Source organism: Rhizobium sp. NZLR11 (assembly GCF_019685115.1).
Taxonomy (GTDB): Bacteria; Pseudomonadota; Alphaproteobacteria; order Rhizobiales; family Rhizobiaceae; genus Rhizobium.
Genome location: NZ_JABDWD010000008.1, coordinates 150,687 through 169,190, shown reverse-complemented (window position 1 = coordinate 169,190; position 18,504 = coordinate 150,687). Strand labels below are relative to the sequence as shown.

Below are 18,504 nucleotides of genomic sequence, written 5' to 3'. Positions count from 1 at the left end.
TTGCTGTGACGCGCTTCAGCTGTTTTTTATGCATGTCGCTATCCCGGAACCGCTGCACACTTCCGGGCGATCTGTTCTCAATTAAAGAGTTAGAGCATGATGTCGTCCGAAAACCGCTCACACTTTTCGGCATCATGCTCTAGCAGGACAAAGAGCCGCTTTTTTGAAAGACTGCGAATGGGTTGATTCGCGGTTTGATGGGAGTGCGCATGGAGCGGCTTGCGGACAGGGTTATCCTCGTCTGGGGGTTCAAACGGTCGCTGCTGGCCATCGCCGCCGGAGCATTCGCCGTGCTGGCGCTGCCGCCTTTCGGCTTTTTTGCGGCAATGTTCCTCTCCTTCACCCTGCTCGTCTGGCTGATCGACGGGGCGGCGGCGGCGCCTGAAAGCGGCCTGGTCGGCAGACTGTGGCCGGCCTTTGCCACCGGCTGGCTGTTCGGCTTCGGTTATTTCGTCGCTGGTCTCTGGTGGCTCGGCCATGCGCTGCTGGTCGATCAGGAGGAGTTCGCCTGGGCGTTGCCCTTGGCAATTCTCGGGTTGCCGGCCTGTCTTGCGATTTTCTACGGGCTGGCAGCCGCCATTGCCCGCATCTTCTGGTCTGATGGGATGGGACGGATCGCCGCACTTGCGGCCGGCTTCGGGCTGATGGAATGGCTTCGAAGCGTCATCCTGACCGGCTTTCCCTGGAACGCCATCGGCTACGGCATGATGCCCGTTCCGCTGATGATGCAGTCGGCGCATGTGATCGGGGTGATGGGGGTGACGGCACTTGCCGTCTTCATTTTTTCCGCGCCTGCCCTTGCCGGCACGCGGCAAGGCGCGCGCGGCGGCATCGCGCTCGCCGCCCTGCTGTTTGCCGCCCATCTCGGTTATGGCGCTTATGCCCTCTATCTCGCACCGCGGCCCGACGCCTTGCCCGAGGACAAGCGGCCGGTGGTGCGGTTGGTGCAACCTGCCATCGATCAGGCGGAGAAGATGGACAACGACGCCGACCGCAATGCGATCTTCGAGACCCATCTGAAGCTGTCGGCCGAAGCGCCGAAGAATGGCGGACGGAAGCCCGATATCATCGTCTGGCCGGAAACCTCGATCCCTTTCATCCTCACCGACAACCAGGATGCGCTGATGCGGATCGCCGATACGCTCGACGACAACCAGATCCTGATCGCCGGCGCCGTCCGCGCCGAGGAAATGGGACCGGGCACGCCGACACGCTACTATAATTCCATCTATGTCATCGACGGCCGCGGTCAGATCATCGCTGCCTCCGACAAGGTGCATCTGGTGCCTTTCGGCGAATACCTGCCCTTCGAGGACCTGCTCACCGAATTTGGCATCCAGAACGTCGTCGAGATGCCGGGCGGGTTTTCGGCGGCTGCCAGCCGCCACCTGCTGGCGCTGCCCGGCGGGCTCAATCTCTATCCGCTGATCTGCTACGAGATCATTTTCCCCGATGAAATGACCGGCGACATCAAAGACGCCAATGCGATCCTCAACATCACCAATGATGCCTGGTTCGGTGCGACACCCGGCCCCTATCAGCACTTCCAGCAGGCGCGAGTGCGGGCGGTCGAAACCGGGCTGCCGCTGATTCGCGACGCCAATAGCGGCATTTCAGCAATTGTGAATGCACATGGGGAAATAATTGCGGGCCTCGGTCTCGAGGAAATCGGCTTTATTGATGCAACTCTTGATAGGTTCGGCGGAGAGGCTGGAACGACATTCCCCCTGCAAACACACTTCTGGTTGACCGAGGCGCTGCTCATTTTGATTGCGCTGGTTTCTCGTAGAGGTTTTATTTCCGGGCTGAATTGACCAAAAACCCCTAAAATTGCATAGTGATGACAATCGGCGTTCTGAATGGATGTGCAAAGGTGGTTCTCACCGCTTGCAACGTGGCGTTTGGGATGGATCAGGGGCATGCCGGTTAGAAACAGGTTGAAATTCTTAGCTAGGGCACGACCATGATTGAAAACAAAAAGAAGCCTAATCCGATCGACATCCACGTTGGCAGCCGTATTCGCCTTCGCCGAACAATGCTGGGCATGAGCCAGGAAAAACTCGGGGAAAGCCTCGGCATTACCTTTCAGCAGATCCAGAAATACGAAAAGGGCACCAACCGCGTCGGCGCAAGCCGTCTGCAGAATATCTCGAACATCCTCAATGTCCCGGTTTCCTTTTTCTTCGAGGACGCGCCCGGCGAAAATTCCGGCGCCGGCGGGATGGAAACTTCCAGCTCGAATTACGTCGTCGATTTCCTCTCTTCCTCGGAAGGCCTGCAGCTCAACCGCGCCTTCGTCAAGATTTCCGATCCCAAGGTTCGCCGCAAGGTCGTGGAGCTGGTGAAGGCATTGGCCGCTGAGGCCGACTCCGACTGAGCCAGCTCCATCGCAGAATTCGAAAGGCGGCCGAAAGGCCGCTTTTTTGCGTTTTTGGGGCAAAATTTGTCACTTTGCCGCAGATATAAAGATATATTTATGTCCTTCTGCGCTTGTCATCGGGTCTCGAACTGAGTACCTACTAGCGAGCTTTTGTTCTTTGAGGGGAATCCCGGAATGCGCGCGAATTATCTCTTTACCAGCGAATCTGTTGCCGAAGGTCATCCGGACAAGGTTTGTGACCGCATCTCCGACGAGATCGTCGATCTGGTCTACCGCGAAGCGGCCAAGACCGGCGTCAATCCGTGGGGCGTTCGCATTGCCTGCGAAACGCTGGCGACGACTAACCGCGTCGTCATCGCCGGTGAAGTCCGCCTGCCGCCGAGCCTGATGAAGAAGGACAAGCATGGCAAGGACGTCATCAATCCTTCGAAGTTCAAGGCCGCCGCCCGCCGCGCCATCAAGGATATCGGCTACGAGCAGGACGGCTTCCACTGGAAGAAGGCAAAGATCGACGTGCTGCTGCACTCGCAGTCGGCCGACATCGCGCAGGGCGTCGACAGCGCCGCCGACCAGCAGGGCGACGAGGGCGCCGGCGACCAGGGCATCATGTTCGGTTACGCCTGCCGCGAAACGCCGGACCTGATGCCGGCGCCGATCTATTATTCCCACAAGATCCTGCAGCTGCTGGCAACTGCCCGCAAGAAGGGCGACGGCGAAGTCGCCAAGCTCGGTCCCGACGCCAAGAGCCAGGTGACCGTGCGCTACGTCGACGGCAAGCCGTCGGAAGCAACCTCGATCGTGCTTTCGACCCAGCATCTCGACGAAAGCTGGGATTCGAACAAGGTCCGCGCCGTCGTCGAGCCCTATATCCGCGAAGCGCTCGGCGAACTGAAGATCGCTGACGATTGCAATTGGTACATCAACCCGACCGGCAAGTTCGTCATCGGCGGGCCGGACGGCGATGCGGGCCTCACCGGCCGCAAGATCATCGTCGACACCTACGGCGGTGCGGCTCCGCATGGCGGCGGTGCGTTCTCCGGCAAGGACACGACGAAGGTCGACCGTTCGGCTGCCTATGCCGCCCGCTACCTCGCCAAGAACGTCGTCGCCGCCGGCCTTGCCGACCGCTGCACGATCCAGATCTCCTACGCGATCGGCGTCGCCCAGCCGCTGTCGATCTATGTCGACCTGCACGGCACCGGCAAGTTCAGCGAAGATCAGGTCGAAGCGGCGATCCGCAAGAACATGGACCTGTCTCCCTCCGGCATCCGCCGCCATCTCGACCTCAACAAGCCGATCTATGCGAAGACCTCTGCCTACGGCCATTTCGGCCGCAAGGCCGGCCGCGACGGCTCGTTCTCCTGGGAGCGCACCGACCTCGTGAAGGCGCTCAAGGAAAGCGTGAAGGCCTGAGATAAAGCATGACGGATATGGAACGCCGCGGCCGGGCGACGGAAGCCTTCTTCGGTCGCCGCAAGGGCAAGGCCCTGCGCGAACAGCAGGCCGAGACGCTGAACAGTCTGCTGCCGGCATTCCTTATCGATCTTTCAGCGGCTCCACTGGGGCCGCTGACTTCCCTCTTCCCGGCTCCGGTCGAGAGATTGCGGCTGGAAATCGGTTTCGGCGGCGGCGAACACCTGATCCACCGCGCCCTCGAGACACCTTCGACCGGCTTCATCGGCGTCGAGCCCTTCGTCAATTCCATGCAGAAGCTGTTGTCGCGCATCGGCGAAACCGGTGCGCGCAATATTCGCGTCTATAATGACGACGCGACGCAGCTGCTCGACTGGCTGCCGGCCGCTTCGCTCGATCAGATCGATCTGCTCTATCCCGACCCCTGGCCGAAGCGGAAGCACTGGAAACGCCGCTTCGTCTCGAAGACCAATCTCGACCGCTTTCATCGCGTGCTGAAGCCCGGCGGCCTGTTCTGCTTTGCCTCCGACATCGACACCTATGTGAACTGGACGCTGATCAAATGCCGCGACCATGGCGGCTTCGACTGGATGGCCGACAATGCTGCGGATTGGCTGACACCCTACGAGGGCTGGCCGAGCACGCGCTACGAGGCCAAGGCACGGCGCGAGGGCCGCTCTTCGGCCTATCTGACATTCGGGAAGATCTGAGGGCCAACAAGATCTAACGACAGGTCGCAGCAGAGATCTGCCGGCCTTTCCACCTCATCGAATACGGAAAAAACGTCTAACGAGGCACCGCACCCATGTCGCGGCATCCGCCGCGAGCGCATCCAAATCGAATAGCATGAGCATGCACCGCAAGAGCGGTGAAACGCGACAGACTGCATTCGACGGTCAGTGCAGGCTGACCGTCTTCAGTTCGTCCTCGGCAGCCTTGAAGAAGGTGCTGGAGCGATTGTCCGTCAGAAGGATGGGCGTGCCGTCGGCGCCGAAGAGCGCCCAGAGGTCGACGTTCGGATCGATATCCGGCGCCTCGGGAAAGCACTTGGCGACCTCATCGGTACGCATTTTTCTGATATAGGCGACCTCGCCGCTGCCGATGTGGGCAAGCTCGGATTTGGTCAAGTGAGACGTGGCTTCTTTCATCAACATTCCTGTTCCTCCGGAAGAAGGGACCAACGGTTCGACAAACCGTTGTGCTACTCTGAGACCGAAATGTTAATTTTCTTGACCATGCGCGCGGGTTCCGGACGAATTAGATCGACGGAGAGCAGACCGTTCTTCAGGCCGGCTCCAAGCACCTGCATGCCGTCGGCAAGAACGAAGGTGCGCTGGAACTGGCGGGCGGCGATGCCGCGATAGAGATAATCCCGTTCACCCTGCTCCACCTGGCGGCCGCGGATCAGAAGCTGGTTCTCCTCGATGGAGACATCGAGTTCCTCCTCGCCGAAACCGGCCACCGCCAGCGTAATGCGCAGACGTTCCGGCGCGCCGCTATCGGCGCCGATGCGTTCGATATTATAGGGCGGATATCCGTCGCTCGCCTTGGAAATGCGCTCCAGCGTCTTTTCCATGGCATCGAAGCCCAGAAGCAGCGGGCTGGCGAAAGGGGTAATGCGGCTCATTTCTTTTCAAGTCCTTGATGCAAGCGACCATCCCGGACCTTAAGGGCAGCATCCGGATGCTACTAATATGGGGACAGCACTCCGGCGCTGCAAGACGCAGGCGACGTCCCTGCCCCATCCCTCAATTTTAAGGTGGTGGCGGTCGGCTGCTTGACAAAGCGCCTGCTGCCTCGCATCAAAACGTGCCGGCGCGGAATGTGCCGATTTGTGACGAGAAATGAAGAAAACGGTGCATCGGATGGCAAACGCAAGAAAGATCATCATCGACACGGATCCCGGCCAGGACGACGCGGCCGCCATCATGCTGGCCTTCGGCAGCCCCGAGGAGCTGCAGGTACTGGGGATCACCACGGTCGCCGGCAACGTGCCGCTTTCGCTCACCAGCCGCAATGCACGCATCGTCTGCGAGCTCTGCGGCCGGACGGAGACGAAGGTTTTCGCCGGCGCCGACGCGCCGATTGCCCGCAAGCTGGTGACCGCCGAACATGTGCACGGCAAGACCGGCCTCGACGGTCCTGATCTCGCCGAGCCGACGATGGCGCTGCAGCCCGGCCATTCCGTCGACTTCATCATCGAGACGCTGCGCCTGGAGCCGGAAGGCACGGTGACGCTCTGCACGCTCGGGCCGCTCACCAATATCGGCATGGCCTTGCAGAAAGCACCCGATATCGCCCCGCGCATCCGCGAACTGGTGATGATGGGCGGCGGCTTCTTCGAGGGCGGCAACATCACCCCGGCGGCCGAATTCAACATCTATGTCGACCCCGAGGCAGCCGATATCGTCTTCCGCTCGGGCGTCCCGATCGTGATGATGCCGCTCGACGTGACGCACCAATTGCTGACCCGCAAGGACCGGGTCAAGCGCATGGCCGAGATCGGCACGGCGCCGGCAAAGGCCATGGTCGAGATGCTGGAATTCTTCGAGCGGTTCGACATCGAGAAATACGGCTCCGACGGCGGGCCGCTGCATGACCCGACAGTCGTCGCCTACCTGCTGAAGCCGGAGCTTTTCAACGGCCGGGACTGCAATGTCGAGATCGAGGTTCACTCCGAACTCACCGCCGGCATGACCGTCGTCGACTGGTGGCATGTCACCGAGCGCAAGCGCAATGCGAAAGTCATGCGCCACGTCGATGCGGACGGCTTCTTCGATCTTTTGATCGAACGCTTCGCCCGCATCTGATTTTTTGGATGTCCGTCTCTTGAAGAGAGGACAACGGCAACCTCAGGCGTCCTTCTCGTCGAAGACCGAATTGGTCTCGGCTTCGGCTGGCTTCGGGCCGCCCTTGGCAACGCCGACCATGGCTGGGCGCAGCACTCGCTCGCCGATGGAAAAGCCTGCCTGCACGACCTGGACGACGGTGTTGTTCGGCACGTCGGGGTTCGGCACCTCGAACATCGCCTGATGGAAATTCGGGTCGAACTTCTGGCCGACCGGCTCCAGCTTGCGAACGCCATGGCGTTCGAGAGCCGACAGCATGGCGCGCTCGGTCATCTCCACACCCTCGATCAGCGTCGTCAGGCCGGCATCGGCCGCGTCCTTGAGCTCTGGCGGGATGGCATCCAGCGCCCGGCGCAGATTGTCCGAGACGGCAAGCATGTCGCGGGCAAAACCGGCGACGGAATAGGACTTGGCATCCTTGACCTCGCGCTCGGTGCGCCGGCGCAGATTGTCCATCTCGGCAGCAAGGCGCAGATAGCGGTCGCGCAGTTCGCCGTTTTCGGCTTTCAAAAGCTCGAGCGGGTCCGGCTGGGTGGCCTCTTCCTGCGCAATATCGTTCTCGACGTAGGCGGCAGCGTCGGCTGCGGCATCGGCCGCAGTTGCGTCAGGTCCGTTTTTCGTCGTGTCATCGGTCATGACGGTCTCCGGTTGGTGTCTTCAGATGCGCCCGATATCGAGGTTTGACCGAAAAAAATCAAGTCTGCGTGACAAAGAAGCGAAAATTCTGCGCCTGTACAGCGCCACTCTCGTCAGATGCCCAACGGACGCTGTCGAACTTTGAAGGGCTGCGACGTCAAAGCGGCATCAAAGGGGATTGCGCGAAAGGCGGGAGACGAGCTGGGCGGTGTAGTCCACCATCGGCACGATGCGGGAATAATTGAGCCGCGTCGGACCGATGACGCCGACGGCGCCGACGATACGATCGTCATCGTCACGATAGGGCGCGACGATGAGCGAGGAGCCTGACAGCGAGAAGAGCTTGTTTTCCGAACCGATGAAGATACGCACGCCCGAACCGGTTTCGGCGAGATTGAGGATCTCGATCAGGCTGTCCTTCTTTTCGAGATCGTCGAACAGCAGGCGCAGCCGGTCGAGATCCTCGGCGCCGGCGAGGCCTTCGAGCAGGTTGGCGCGGCCGCGGATGATCAGCTGCGTCGGCTTTCCCTCGTCCGGGCTCCCGGCCCAGACAGCGATGCCGCGCTCGACGAGATCACGCGACAGGGCATCGAGCTCGTGACGGACGTTATCCTTCAGCTGGCTTAATTGTTTGCGGAGCTCCGGCAGGGTCTGGCCGGACATGTGGGCATTGAGAAAATTCGCCGCCTCCGCCAGCTGCGAGGAGGTGACCCCCGCCGGCAGCTCGATGATTCGGTTTTCCACCTGATCGTGATCGCCGACGAGCACGGCCAGCGCCTTTGTCGGTTCAAGCCGGATGAACTCGACATGTTTCAGCACCGGATCGCTTTTCGAGGTGATGACCAGGCCGGCGCCGCGCGAAATGCCGGACAACATGCGGCTTGCCTCGTTCATCATCGATTCCACCGGATTGCCGCCGCTTTCGGCCCGCACCTGCCGATCGATATTGGCGCGGTCCTCGGCGGAGAGATCACCGACCTGCATGAAGGCATCGACGAAGAAGCGCAGGCCTATCTGGGTGGGCAGCCGGCCGGCGCTGGTATGCGGCGAATAGATGAGGCCGAGATCCTCGAGATCGCTCATGACGTTGCGCACCGAGGCCGGCGACAGCGACATCGGCAGCAGGCGGGACAGATTGCGCGAACCGAGCGGCTCGCCGCTCTCCAGATAACCCTCGACGATGCGGCGAAAAATTTCCCTGGAGCGCTCGTCGAGCGCAGCAACGGCATCCGAAACCGATGTCGACCTGATGCCCATGAACCTCTCGAACCCGCGCTGATGATATTTCCCGAAAGTAAGTCAAACTCGCAGCCGTGGCAAAAGGGAATTTGCAAATGAGCGCCGCCAATCGTAGAAGCGGTCAACAAACCCCAGGAGATAAGAATGCGGCCTTCAGGCAGAAAGATCGACCAGATGCGCAAGGTCTCGTTCGAGCGCAATTTTTCCAAGCATGCGGAAGGCTCCTGCCTGGTAAAATTCGGCGATACGCATGTGCTCTGCACGGCCAGCCTCGAAGAAAAGACGCCGCCATGGCTGCGCAATTCCGGCAAGGGCTGGGTCACGGCCGAATACGGAATGCTGCCGCGGGCGACCGGTGAACGCATGAAGCGCGAGGCCGCCGCCGGCAAGCAGGGCGGCCGCACCCAGGAAATCCAGCGGCTGATCGGCCGGTCGCTACGCGCCGTCGTCGACCTGCAGGCGCTCGGCGAACGGCAGATCACGCTTGATTGCGATGTCATCCAGGCCGATGGGGGCACCCGGACGGCTTCGATCACCGGCGGCTGGATCGCCCTTTACGACTGCCTGAAATGGATGGAAAGCCGCAACATGATCAAGGTCGACCGGGTCCTGAAGGATCATGTCGCCGCCATCTCCTGCGGTATCTTCGCCAGCCAGCCGGTGATCGATCTCGATTACCTCGAAGATTCCTCGGCCGAGACCGATGCCAACTTCGTGATGACCGGCACCGGCGGGATCGTCGAGATCCAGGGCACGGCCGAAGGCACACCGTTCAGCGAGGGCGAATTCACCTCGCTGATGCAGCTTGCCAGAAACGGCATCGGCGAACTGGTCGCGCTGCAGAAGCAAGCCGTCGAAGGATGAACCCCATGCTGGAAGGCATGTTGGAAACGGCGCTCTATGCACGCGATCTCGATCAGGCCGAGACGTTCTACGAAGACGTTCTCGGACTTGAAAAGATCGCCCGCGCCGCCAACCGGCATGTCTTCTTCCGCTGCGGCCCCGGCGTTCTGCTGATCTTCAATCCTGAGGAAACGGTGAAGCCGCCGGCGCGGGATGCCCTGCAGGTGCCGCCGCACGGCACGACCGGACAGGGCCATGCCTGCTTTCGGGTGTCCGGCCGCAACATCGATGCGATGGCCGAACGGCTGAGAACGGCCGGCGTGGCGATCGAATCCGAAGTGCACTGGCCGAATGGCGGCCGCTCGATCTATTTCCGCGATCCTGAGGGCAACAGCCTGGAATGCGCGGAGGCGAAAATCTGGGGCATCGAACAGGACATCTGAATGCGCAAGCTTGAAACGAAGACCATCGTCGTCGCCAGCCACAATGCCGGCAAGATCCGCGAGATCCAGGAACTGATCGGACCGCTCGGCTTCACCGCCAGATCGGCTGCCGAGCTGAATTTCGTCGAACCGGAGGAAACCGGCACAAGTTTCGAGGAGAATGCGACGATCAAGGCGGTCGCCTCGGCCAATGCCGCCGGCATGCCGGCGCTTTCGGACGATTCCGGGCTGGTGGTCGATGCGCTTGACGGCGACCCCGGTGTCTACACCGCCAATTGGGCGGAGACATCAGACGGCACGCGCGATTTCGACATGGCGATGGCCAAGGTGGAAAAGGCGCTGCAGGATGCCGGCGCGACCAAGCCGGAACAGCGTACCGCGCGTTTCGTCAGCGTGCTCTGCCTTGCCTGGCCGGACGGCCACACGGAGCTGTTTCGCGGCGAGGTGGAAGGCAGCGTCGCCTGGCCGCCGCGCGGCACCCAGGGCTTCGGCTACGATCCGGTCTTCCAGCCCGAGGGTTACGACATCACCTTCGGGGAAATGAGCAGCGAGGAAAAACACGGCTGGAGCGCCGGCAAGCCGCAGGCGCTGTCGCACCGGGCCCGCGCCTTCAAACTCTTTGTCGAAACCTGCCTGGAGGCATAGGATCACTCCGTGGACAATTTCGACACGCCAAGCCTTTCGCGCGACGCCGCGCTGCTGCCCGATACCGGCGAGCCCGGCTTCGGCGTCTATGTGCATTGGCCCTTCTGCGCGGCGAAGTGTCCCTACTGCGACTTCAACAGCCATGTGCGCCACCAGCCGGTCGATCAGGAGCGCTTTACGGCGGCCTTCCTGAAGGAGATGGCGACGGTGCGGGCGATGAGCGGGCCGAAGACGGTGACGAGCATCTTCCTCGGCGGCGGCACGCCCTCGCTGATGAAACCGGAAACGGTCTCCGCCATTCTCGACGGCATTGCGCGGCACTGGCATGTGCCAGATGGCATCGAGATCACCATGGAAGCCAATCCTTCGAGCGTCGAAGCCGAACGCTTCCGCGGCTACCGGGCGGCGGGTGTCAATCGCGTCTCGCTCGGCGTGCAGGCGCTGAACGACCGGGATCTAAAATTCCTCGGCCGGCTGCATGACGTCGCCGACGCGCTGAAGGCGATCCGGCTGGCGCGCGACATTTTTCCGCGCATGTCGTTCGATCTGATCTACGCGCGGCCGCAGCAGACGGTCGAGGAATGGGAAAAGGAGCTGAAGGAGGCGATCTCCTATGCGGTCGACCATCTTTCGCTCTATCAGCTGACCATCGAGGAAGGCACGCCCTTCTACGGCCTGCATAAGGCCGGCAAGCTAGTCGTGCCGGATGGCGAGCAATCGGCAGTGCTCTACGAGGCGACGCAGGAGATTACGGCGCGCGAAGGCATGCCCGCCTATGAGGTTTCCAATCACGCCCGGCCGGGTGCGGAAAGCCGGCATAACCTGACCTATTGGCGCTACGGCGATTATGCCGGCATCGGCCCGGGCGCCCACGGCCGGCTGACGCGTGGCCCGGAGAAGCTCGCGACGGCGACCGAGCGCAAGCCGGAAGCCTGGCTCGACATGGTCGAACGTGACGGCCACGGCATTCTCGATGAGGAACGACTCGGCTACGAGGAACAGTCCGACGAGTTGCTACTGATGGGGCTGCGGCTCAGGGAGGGCGTCGATCTTGCCCGCTGGCAACAGCTTTCCGGCCGCGACCTCGACCCGAAACGCGAGGAATTCCTGCTTGAACACAAATTCATCGAGCGGATCGGCAATTCACGCCTGCGCTGCACGCCGTCCGGCATGCTGATCCTCGATTCCGTCGTCGCCGATCTCGCCTGCTGACGCCCACGCAATGCATTGGTCCAGCGCGGCCGACATCGCGGGCCGCGCCGGAAAGCATTTCTCAGCCGTGGCCGGTGGCGCCCGCCTTGAACAGGCTGCCGGTCGGCGTCTTCAAAAACATCTCCAGCGGAATATGCTCCTGGTGCAGGAACCCGGTCGCCGGCAGCAGGCCGTCGCGGACCATTTCGATGACGGCAACAACGGAGGCCGACGTCGTCCAGGCGATCGCCGTGCGGCGTGCGCCGGCAATCTCGATCGGGTAATAGGCGCGGACGAACTCCTTGCGGCGCAGGCTGCCGTTCTCCGTGCCCTCGGCGGCGACGTGGACATAGACGACATCGTCTTCAACAGGCGGCTTGGCATTGGTCAGGATCTCGCCGGCGAGCTTGCGCTTGTCGCGCATCAGAAGCTCGTGGAAGAAGAAGTTCATCAGCTCCATATGGCCGGGATACCGCATGGTCTTGTAATCGAGATTGTCGATCTTGCCGAGCATCGTGTCGCACATCGTGCCGAGACCGCCAGACGTCGTGAAGGCTTCGAGCTTGACGCCTCCGACATAGACGGTCTCGTGCCATTCCATCGGCGAGACGAGCTTGCGCACCCCGCCCTCGATGACCTCGCAATCGTTCAGATATTCGTTGACGACGCCCTCAGGCGACCAGTTGAAGGCATAGCCGAGCAGTCCGGTCGGATGCTGCGGCAAGGCGCCGACGCGCATGCGGATCGAACGGCAGCGATCGAAGCCGTCGGCAAGGCTTGCGCCGACGATGCCGACGAAACCCGGCGCCAGGCCGCATTGCGGCGCCATCAGGCCGCGGGCGGTCTTTGATAGTTCGATGATGAAATTGGTGGTGGGAACGTCTTCGGTCAGGTCGAAATAATGAATGCCGGCCAGATGGGCGGCGCGCGCCAATTCGATGTTCAGATGGTAAGGCAGGCAGGAGAGCACCGCCTCGACATTCGACAGCAGCTCGCCGACCACCTGCGGGTCGGAAATATCGCCGGCGCGGCACTTGAAGGGAACGTCGCTCAACGGCAATTGCGCATCGACGCCGATGACCTCGAAGCCGCTTTCATGCAACAGCGTCGCCGCCAGCCGTCCGACCTTGCCCAGGCCGAGAACGGCGATCTTTTCGAAACTCATTCATTCCTCCCACGCGCCATTCGGCGCTTCTTCATCTTGTATCGTCCCTCCAATACCGCCGCCGTTTTGAGCGACAGGCACTGGGAGGCCGGAGGTATAGAATAAAAAGCTCATAAAAGAAAACGGCCGGAATCGCTTCCAGCCGCCAAAGCTTTGCGAAAATCGGGCGATTATTCGTTAATCAACCGCTTCAACAGCTCGACTTCGTGCGAAAGCTTGTTGTCGCCCGAAATCAGCTCCTCGATCTTGCGCACGGCATGCAGCACGGTCGTGTGATCGCGCCCGCCGAAACGGCGGCCGATCTCGGGGAAGGAGCGCGGCGTCAGCGTCTTCGCCAGATACATGGCGATCTGGCGCGGCTTGACGATGACGCGGGTGCGGCGGTTCGAGACCAGTTCCTGGCGCGAGACGTTGTAGTGCCTGGCGACGATGCGCTGGATGTCCTCGATGCGCACACGGCGGGGCTCGCCGGAGCCGACGAGATGCGCGAGCAGCTCGTCGACGCGCTCGATCGACAGGTTCGGCTCGAAGGAGCGCCGGAAGACCAGCTGATTGAAAGCGCCTTCGAGTTCGCGGCCGCTGGCCGTGACGTTGCGGGCGACGTGCTGGAGCAGTTCGGCCGGAATTTCCAGCGACGGATCTTCGAGCCGGGCGGCCGCCAGGCGACGCTTGAGGATTTCGAGACGCATCTCGTAATCCGGCGCGTCGAATTCGATCGCGACACCGCCCTGCAGGCGCGAGCGAACACGCGGGTCGAGCGATTCCAGCTCCCAGGGCGCCCTGTCGGCGGCGACGACCACCTGCTTGGCGCTGTCGAGCAGCATGTTGAGGAGATGGCAGAATTCGTGCTGGATCATCTTGCCCTGCAGGAACTGCATGTCGTCGATGATCAGCAGATCGATGTTGCGCAGCGAATCCTTCAGCGTCAGCGCATCATTGTCGCGGATGGCGGTGGCGAAGCGCCACATGAAATATTCGGCCGTCAGATAAACGACGCGCAGAGCCCGCGGGTTCTGCACCGCCGCATTGGCAATTGCCTGCAACAGGTGTGTCTTGCCGAGGCCGACCGTCGAATGGATGAAGAGCGGGTTGAAGCGCACGGCGCCGGAACCGGCTTCGGCGATCGTCTTCGCCGCTGCAAGCGCGACGCGGTTCGAGCTGCCTTCGACGAAGGTGTCGAAGGTGAAGCGGCTGTCGAGCGGCGAACCGAAGAGCGGCGAACCAAAGCTTGCGGGCCTTGCCGCAGCAACGGAGGAAACCGCCTGTTGGACGGCCTGGCCGGCCGGCTGGGCACTTGCGGGACGGCGCGCCTGGGGGGCAGCGACCGGCTCGGGCTGGGCCGCCTCATCGAGTGCCTTCGTGCTGCTGCGCGTTGCCGTGCGCACCAGGACTTCGATCTTCAGAATTTCCGGATCCTCGGCCTGGAACAGGCCGGTGATGAGATCGAGATAACGATTGTTGATCCACGACTTCAGGAAGGTGGTGGGAACCGAAAGGCGCACCACACTCTTCGATACCGAATGCAGCTTCAGCCTGGCGAACCAGCTGGCATAGACGTCAGGACCAACCTGGGCCTTCAAGCGCGCGCTGACGCGCTCAAACAAGATGCTGTGCTTCATTTCCGCCTTTGCTTCTCCCACGTCGAGGCGAATGGAGCCAAACGTCTGCGGTGCCACATCCCCATTGTCGGGCCCGCCCGTCGTCATCGTATTCATCTGCATAATGCCGCCTTTCAATTCCACCGGGCGGCTTCCGCTAAAATAGCCGCCCGATCATTCCCCGCTTTGGCGGGCTGACGGCATCCTCATGAAGCCGCTCACCTGCCGGTTCACTCAAACACTGCCCCCGAAGGGACCGGCACAAAATTCCGTTGCAGGAACCGCATTCATGCGGCAACCTTCATCGGCTTTCCGTGCCAGGCTGGCGGTCGATCCTCGTTTTCGACCGATCAGCCCGAACGCAATATCACTTTAACCTTCCCCGGCGGCCTCGCCTTAAACGTGTGGCCACTGAAGGCACAAAACATCCCTGCCCGTAACAGCCACGTTACGGCCCAAATCCGTCGAGTGCTTGAAAAAACGGAAGCGCAAGGCTCCGTAACAAATGGCACGCACTTATCGCCCTGCCGACGTGGCAGTTAAGACCGAGCCTCTGCAGGTGATGTCCGCGCCCCTTGTTGGAGGCCATTTAGGCAGGATCAAAAGGCAATATCAACGATGAATTTTACGCAAAATTAACAAGCGGCCATTGACTCCGCCTGCCCTTTTCGGGCGTCACACCAGCGTCAAAAAAGAATCGCTTTTGAATCAAGGAGATTCCCCGTTCGGGCTATTTTGACACGCAGGGAAAGAAAAAAAATAATAATCTTCTTGACTCCCCCCTGGTCCCGGAAGCTTGGGGCAGAGTCGCGCAGCGTGAAAGCATCCTTGCGCAAGTCTTTGTTTTTGAACAATTTTTCCTGTCATGGCGCTGACACGAAACAGTCGTGAGATTAACCATACAGGGGCTGATCGGTTGAATCGAAAAAGCCCGGTAAAATTACCGGGCTAATCATAACGAGGAAGCCGTTAATGGAAGATTACGCGGTCGCAGTGACCGAAAGAGCCTTCACACGAGCGGCCAGGCGCGAGACCTTGCGCGATGCCGTGTTGGCGTGCAGCACGCCCTTGCTGGCGGCGCGGGCAAGCTCGGGCTGAGCAGCCAGGAAAGCTTCCTTCGCCTTGGCGGCGTCACCGGATGCGATGGCCTCTTCGACCTGGCGAACGAAAGTACGAACGCGCGAGCGACGAGCCTTATTGACGTCGGTACGGCGGGCGATCTTGCGGGTCGCTTTTTTCGCCGAAGTTGTATTGGCCATGGATGCCTCTCTCAAGAATTCGAACAAACTCCGCTATTACCGCGGGCCCTGCGGCCACAAAATCCAGCAATTCGGGAGCAATCGCGGAAAACCAAACCGGCTTTCCGAACCGTGGGCGGGCATATAACTCTAAAGCCGGCCCACGTCAACGCGGATTTTCAAGCTTTGCGGCTGGAACCGCCTAAAAGCACTCAACGGTGCGTAAAAGCCGGTTTGCGCTTCTCGACGAAGGCCGCCATGCCTTCCTTCTGGTCGTCGGTGGCAAAGAGACTGTGAAACAGCCGGCGCTCGAAGCGCAAGCCCTCCTCCAGCGTCGTCTCGAATGCGCGGTTGACAGCCTCCTTGGCCATCAAGACCGAGGGGCGCGACAGCGAGGCGATCTTTTCGGCCGCCGCCAGCGCCTCGTCGATGAGACGCTCGGGCGCCACCACACGCGAAACGAGTCCCGATCGTTCGGCCTCGGCGGCATCCATCATCCGGCCGGTCAGGATGAGATCCATCGCCTTCGCCTTGCCGACGGCGCGCGTCAGCCGCTGCGAGCCGCCCATGCCGGGAATGACGCCGAGGGTGATTTCCGGCTGGCCGAACTTCGCCGTCTCCGCGGCGATGATGAAATCGCACATCATGGCAAGCTCGCAGCCGCCGCCGAGCGCAAACCCACTGACGGCGGCGATCACCGGCTTGCGCGCCTTGGCGACGTCATCCCAGCCGCTGATGAAATCACTCTTATAGATATCGGCGAACTCGAGCGGCTGCATCTCCTTGATATCGGCGCCGGCGGCAAAGGCGCGCTCGGAACCGGTGAGCACGATCGCGCCGACCGCCTCGTCGGCATGGAAGGCGGCATAGGCCTCCCTCAATTCCTTGAGGACGATGGAATTCAGCGCGTTCAGCGCCTGGGGTCGGTTCAGCGTGACGAGGCCGACATTGCCTCGGGTTTCGACGATCAGGGTCTCGTAGGCCATGCTGTTCTCCCGGTTCCGGATCTTACTTCTGGCAGGTGGCGCAATAGAAGGTGGAGCGGCCCGCCTGGACGATGCGGGCGACCGTACCGCCGCAGCCGGGCGTGCGGCAAGCCTGACCTTCGCGATCATAGACGGAGAAGGAATGCTGGAAATAGCCGAGCGATCCGTCGGTCTGGATATGATCGCGAAGCGACGATCCGCCGGCTGCGATCGCATCGGCAACGACGTCGCGGATCGAGGCAACGAGCAGGTCGAGCTGCTCTTTCGGCCGGCCGACTGCCGTCACCAGCGTGCCGGCGGCGCGGATCGGCGAAAGATGGGCGCGCCACAGCGCCTCGCAGACATAGATATTGCCGAGACCGGCAATGTTCTTCTGGTCGAGCAGCGCACTCTTCAATGGCTGCGCCTTGACCCGGAAGCGTTCGGCGAGAAAAGCTGCCCCAAGCTCGTTTCCCGTCGGCTCCGGGCCGAGATCGCGGAAAAACGGATGGGCGGCAAGATCGGCGCGCCCCACCATATCCATGAAGCCGAAACGGCGCGGGTCGTTGTAGACGACGCGGCGAGGACCGCCTTGACCTTCCAGATGAAAGACGACGTGATCGTGCTTCTCGTCCTTCGAACGGGCATGGTGGAATTCACCCGGCGCGCCGGAGATGGCACCCTGCTCAATGCGAAAAGAGCCGGACATGCCAAGATGGGAAATCAGCGTGTTGCCGTCGTCGAGATCGACCAGCAGATATTTGGCACGGCGGCCAAGGCTGACGATGGTGCGGCCGGATACCCTGTCGGCGAAAGCGTCGGGAAAGGGGAAGCGCAGATCGCCGCGGCGCAGCTCCAGCCTGGCGATGCGAGCCCCCTCCATCGCCGGCGCCAGGCCGCGTTTCACCGTTTCGACTTCTGGCAATTCCGGCATCTTAACCCATCTATATCTAACGTGTTTCAACCGACGACGATGTGCGCTATAGCGCCAGTGTGCCGCGGAGAGTGCGGCCCTGTGATAACGTCGCGCGCGGTCTTTCGCTATGGCCGCCGCGCCCGAATCTTAAGGAATGGAGCAGCCTGATGTCAGAAAGCCGCACTTCCGCCGATGGCGGCATGGAGACCTCCTACGGCTTCCGTGAGGTGTCTGACGGCGAGAAGCAGGGCCTCGTCAACCAGGTGTTCCACAAGGTCGCCAAGCGCTACGACATCATGAACGACGTCATGTCGATGGGCATGCACCGCGCCTGGAAAGATGCGATGATTTCGGCGCTGAACCCGCGCAAGGAGCCGGGCTACAAGGTGCTCGATGTCGCCGGTGGCACCGGCGACATCGCCTTCCGTATCGTCGAGGCCTCGGGCCGGCAGGCGCATGCGACCGTGCTCGACATCAACGGCTCGATGCTCGGCGTCGGCGCCGAGCGGGCGGAAAAGAAGAAGCTTTCCGGCAATCTCACCTTCGTCGAGGCGAATGCCGAGGAACTGCCTTTCGAGGCTGGCAGCTTCGACGCCTATACAATCGCCTTCGGCATCCGCAACGTGCCGCGGATCGATGCGGCGCTGTCGGAGGCCTATCGGGTGTTGAAGCGCGGCGGACGTCTGCTGGTGCTGGAATTTTCCGAAGTCGATATGCCGCTGCTCGACAAGATCTATGACGCCTGGTCGTTCAATGCCATTCCGCAATTCGGCAAGGCGATCACCGGCGAGGCCGAACCCTACCAGTATCTGGTGGAATCGATCCGCAAGTTCCCGAACCAGGAGAATTTCGCGGCAATGATCCGCCAGGCCGGTTTTTCGCGCGTCAACTACACCAATTATACCGGCGGCATTGCCGCGCTGCATTCCGGCTGGAAGCTTTGAGGGAATGAGGGAAGAAAACACGAACCTCGTCCGGCGGGG

At 61.5% G+C, this 18,504-nt stretch carries 19 protein-coding genes; 10 read left to right on the top strand and 9 right to left on the bottom strand.

Features of this window, described 5'->3' with window-relative positions; genetic code table 11:
* Positions 1-209: 209 nt before the first annotated feature.
* The 4 genes from lnt to HJB83_RS16265 all read left to right on the top strand — a co-directional run bounded on the left by lnt (position 210) and on the right by HJB83_RS16265 (position 4,503).
* Positions 210-1,814 carry an apolipoprotein N-acyltransferase gene (gene lnt, locus HJB83_RS16280; RefSeq protein WP_207582640.1) on the top strand — a complete coding sequence of 535 codons (1,605 nt, stop codon included), beginning with the start codon at positions 210-212 and terminating at the stop codon, positions 1,812-1,814.
* Positions 1,815-1,963: 149 nt separating this feature from the next.
* On the top strand, positions 1,964-2,377 hold the full coding sequence (locus tag HJB83_RS16275; protein WP_207582639.1) for a helix-turn-helix domain-containing protein: 414 nt from the start codon (positions 1,964-1,966) through the stop codon (positions 2,375-2,377).
* Between the two features lie 177 nt (positions 2,378-2,554).
* The gene (gene metK / locus HJB83_RS16270) at positions 2,555-3,793 is read left to right on the top strand and encodes a methionine adenosyltransferase (protein ID WP_207582638.1); all 1,239 of its coding nucleotides are present in this window, start codon (positions 2,555-2,557) and stop codon (positions 3,791-3,793) included.
* A gap of 8 nt (positions 3,794-3,801) precedes the next feature.
* Positions 3,802-4,503 (top strand): tRNA (guanosine(46)-N(7))-methyltransferase TrmB, encoded by a 702-nt coding sequence (locus tag HJB83_RS16265; protein ID WP_207582637.1) that lies wholly within the window; start codon positions 3,802-3,804, stop codon positions 4,501-4,503.
* Between the two features lie 186 nt (positions 4,504-4,689).
* On the opposite strand, the gene HJB83_RS16260 is transcribed toward HJB83_RS16265, so the two are convergent.
* Both HJB83_RS16260 and HJB83_RS16255 read right to left on the bottom strand, forming a co-directional pair.
* The gene (locus HJB83_RS16260; protein WP_164006271.1) at positions 4,690-4,947 is read right to left on the bottom strand and encodes a DUF1150 family protein; all 258 of its coding nucleotides are present in this window, start codon (positions 4,945-4,947) and stop codon (positions 4,690-4,692) included.
* 47 nt (positions 4,948-4,994) lie between these two features.
* Positions 4,995-5,420, bottom strand: coding sequence for an Hsp20 family protein (locus tag HJB83_RS16255; RefSeq protein ID WP_207582636.1), 426 nt, complete (start codon positions 5,418-5,420; stop codon positions 4,995-4,997).
* 238 nt (positions 5,421-5,658) lie between these two features.
* Here HJB83_RS16255 and HJB83_RS16250 point away from each other — a divergent pair, with 238 nt between their 5' ends.
* Positions 5,659-6,603: a nucleoside hydrolase gene (locus HJB83_RS16250; protein ID WP_221116717.1), complete on the top strand. Its 945-nt coding sequence runs from the start codon at positions 5,659-5,661 to the stop codon at positions 6,601-6,603.
* A gap of 42 nt (positions 6,604-6,645) precedes the next feature.
* Here HJB83_RS16250 and grpE read toward each other — a convergent pair whose 3' ends face one another.
* Together grpE and hrcA are read right to left on the bottom strand one after the other, a co-directional pair.
* The gene (gene grpE, locus HJB83_RS16245) at positions 6,646-7,278 is read right to left on the bottom strand and encodes a nucleotide exchange factor GrpE (RefSeq protein ID WP_207582634.1); all 633 of its coding nucleotides are present in this window, start codon (positions 7,276-7,278) and stop codon (positions 6,646-6,648) included.
* A 168-nt stretch (positions 7,279-7,446) separates the two neighbouring features.
* A complete protein-coding gene (gene hrcA, locus HJB83_RS16240) occupies positions 7,447-8,535 on the bottom strand; it encodes a heat-inducible transcriptional repressor HrcA (RefSeq protein WP_207582633.1) in 1,089 nt (362 codons plus the stop codon).
* Between the two features lie 126 nt (positions 8,536-8,661).
* Between hrcA and rph the strand changes: the two genes are divergently transcribed.
* Genes rph through hemW form a run of 4 tightly spaced genes read left to right on the top strand, consistent with a single transcriptional unit; the run spans position 8,662 to position 11,660 of the window.
* Positions 8,662-9,381: a ribonuclease PH gene (gene rph, locus HJB83_RS16235; protein WP_007633796.1), complete on the top strand. Its 720-nt coding sequence runs from the start codon at positions 8,662-8,664 to the stop codon at positions 9,379-9,381.
* The gene (locus tag HJB83_RS16230; RefSeq protein ID WP_207582632.1) at positions 9,378-9,803 is read left to right on the top strand and encodes a VOC family protein; all 426 of its coding nucleotides are present in this window, start codon (positions 9,378-9,380) and stop codon (positions 9,801-9,803) included. Before rph ends, HJB83_RS16230 begins: the two co-directional genes overlap by 4 nt.
* Entirely contained in the window at positions 9,804-10,448 is a 645-nt protein-coding gene (rdgB, locus tag HJB83_RS16225) for an RdgB/HAM1 family non-canonical purine NTP pyrophosphatase (RefSeq protein ID WP_207582631.1), read from the top strand. It begins immediately after the preceding gene.
* A gap of 9 nt (positions 10,449-10,457) precedes the next feature.
* Positions 10,458-11,660 carry a radical SAM family heme chaperone HemW gene (gene hemW / locus HJB83_RS16220; RefSeq protein WP_221132414.1) on the top strand — a complete coding sequence of 401 codons (1,203 nt, stop codon included), beginning with the start codon at positions 10,458-10,460 and terminating at the stop codon, positions 11,658-11,660.
* Between the two features lie 61 nt (positions 11,661-11,721).
* Here the strand turns inward: hemW and HJB83_RS16215 are convergent, their stop codons facing one another.
* The 5 genes from HJB83_RS16215 to mutM all read right to left on the bottom strand — a co-directional run bounded on the left by HJB83_RS16215 (position 11,722) and on the right by mutM (position 17,539).
* Positions 11,722-12,804, bottom strand: coding sequence for a saccharopine dehydrogenase family protein (locus HJB83_RS16215; protein ID WP_207582629.1), 1,083 nt, complete (start codon positions 12,802-12,804; stop codon positions 11,722-11,724).
* Positions 12,805-12,974: 170 nt separating this feature from the next.
* Complete coding sequence (gene dnaA / locus HJB83_RS16210) at positions 12,975-14,525, bottom strand: chromosomal replication initiator protein DnaA (RefSeq protein WP_207584239.1); 1,551 nt, start codon at positions 14,523-14,525, stop codon at positions 12,975-12,977.
* 857 nt (positions 14,526-15,382) lie between these two features.
* A complete protein-coding gene (gene rpsT / locus HJB83_RS16205) occupies positions 15,383-15,661 on the bottom strand; it encodes a 30S ribosomal protein S20 (protein ID WP_003570835.1) in 279 nt (92 codons plus the stop codon).
* A 191-nt stretch (positions 15,662-15,852) separates the two neighbouring features.
* Positions 15,853-16,626 carry an enoyl-CoA hydratase gene (locus HJB83_RS16200; RefSeq protein ID WP_207582628.1) on the bottom strand — a complete coding sequence of 258 codons (774 nt, stop codon included), beginning with the start codon at positions 16,624-16,626 and terminating at the stop codon, positions 15,853-15,855.
* 22 nt (positions 16,627-16,648) lie between these two features.
* The gene (gene mutM, locus HJB83_RS16195) at positions 16,649-17,539 is read right to left on the bottom strand and encodes a bifunctional DNA-formamidopyrimidine glycosylase/DNA-(apurinic or apyrimidinic site) lyase (protein WP_207582627.1); all 891 of its coding nucleotides are present in this window, start codon (positions 17,537-17,539) and stop codon (positions 16,649-16,651) included.
* Positions 17,540-17,688: 149 nt separating this feature from the next.
* Here mutM and ubiE point away from each other — a divergent pair, with 149 nt between their 5' ends.
* On the top strand, positions 17,689-18,465 hold the full coding sequence (gene ubiE / locus HJB83_RS16190; protein WP_207582626.1) for a bifunctional demethylmenaquinone methyltransferase/2-methoxy-6-polyprenyl-1,4-benzoquinol methylase UbiE: 777 nt from the start codon (positions 17,689-17,691) through the stop codon (positions 18,463-18,465).
* The last annotated feature ends 39 nt before the right edge of the window (positions 18,466-18,504 follow it).

Excerpts from the sequence above, each read along its gene's own strand:
- ubiE (WP_207582626.1), top strand. The coding sequence starts at position 17,689 with ATGTCAGAAAGCCGCACTTCCGCCGATGGCGGCATGGAGACCTCCTAC.
- HJB83_RS16200 (WP_207582628.1), bottom strand. The coding sequence starts at position 16,626 with ATGGCCTACGAGACCCTGATCGTCGAAACCCGAGGCAATGTCGGCCTC.
- HJB83_RS16250 (WP_221116717.1), top strand. The coding sequence starts at position 5,659 with ATGGCAAACGCAAGAAAGATCATCATCGACACGGATCCCGGCCAGGAC.
- rpsT (WP_003570835.1), bottom strand. The coding sequence starts at position 15,661 with ATGGCCAATACAACTTCGGCGAAAAAAGCGACCCGCAAGATCGCCCGC.
- HJB83_RS16215 (WP_207582629.1), bottom strand. The coding sequence starts at position 12,804 with ATGAGTTTCGAAAAGATCGCCGTTCTCGGCCTGGGCAAGGTCGGACGG.
- HJB83_RS16265 (WP_207582637.1), top strand. The coding sequence starts at position 3,802 with ATGACGGATATGGAACGCCGCGGCCGGGCGACGGAAGCCTTCTTCGGT.
- rdgB (WP_207582631.1), top strand. The coding sequence starts at position 9,804 with ATGCGCAAGCTTGAAACGAAGACCATCGTCGTCGCCAGCCACAATGCC.
- dnaA (WP_207584239.1), bottom strand. The coding sequence starts at position 14,525 with ATGCAGATGAATACGATGACGACGGGCGGGCCCGACAATGGGGATGTG.
- metK (WP_207582638.1), top strand. The coding sequence starts at position 2,555 with ATGCGCGCGAATTATCTCTTTACCAGCGAATCTGTTGCCGAAGGTCAT.
- hrcA (WP_207582633.1), bottom strand. The coding sequence starts at position 8,535 with ATGGGCATCAGGTCGACATCGGTTTCGGATGCCGTTGCTGCGCTCGAC.
- grpE (WP_207582634.1), bottom strand. The coding sequence starts at position 7,278 with ATGACCGATGACACGACGAAAAACGGACCTGACGCAACTGCGGCCGAT.
- HJB83_RS16255 (WP_207582636.1), bottom strand. The coding sequence starts at position 5,420 with ATGAGCCGCATTACCCCTTTCGCCAGCCCGCTGCTTCTGGGCTTCGAT.
- lnt (WP_207582640.1), top strand. The coding sequence starts at position 210 with ATGGAGCGGCTTGCGGACAGGGTTATCCTCGTCTGGGGGTTCAAACGG.
- HJB83_RS16230 (WP_207582632.1), top strand. The coding sequence starts at position 9,378 with ATGAACCCCATGCTGGAAGGCATGTTGGAAACGGCGCTCTATGCACGC.
- HJB83_RS16260 (WP_164006271.1), bottom strand. The coding sequence starts at position 4,947 with ATGTTGATGAAAGAAGCCACGTCTCACTTGACCAAATCCGAGCTTGCC.
- rph (WP_007633796.1), top strand. The coding sequence starts at position 8,662 with ATGCGGCCTTCAGGCAGAAAGATCGACCAGATGCGCAAGGTCTCGTTC.
- mutM (WP_207582627.1), bottom strand. The coding sequence starts at position 17,539 with ATGCCGGAATTGCCAGAAGTCGAAACGGTGAAACGCGGCCTGGCGCCG.
- HJB83_RS16275 (WP_207582639.1), top strand. The coding sequence starts at position 1,964 with ATGATTGAAAACAAAAAGAAGCCTAATCCGATCGACATCCACGTTGGC.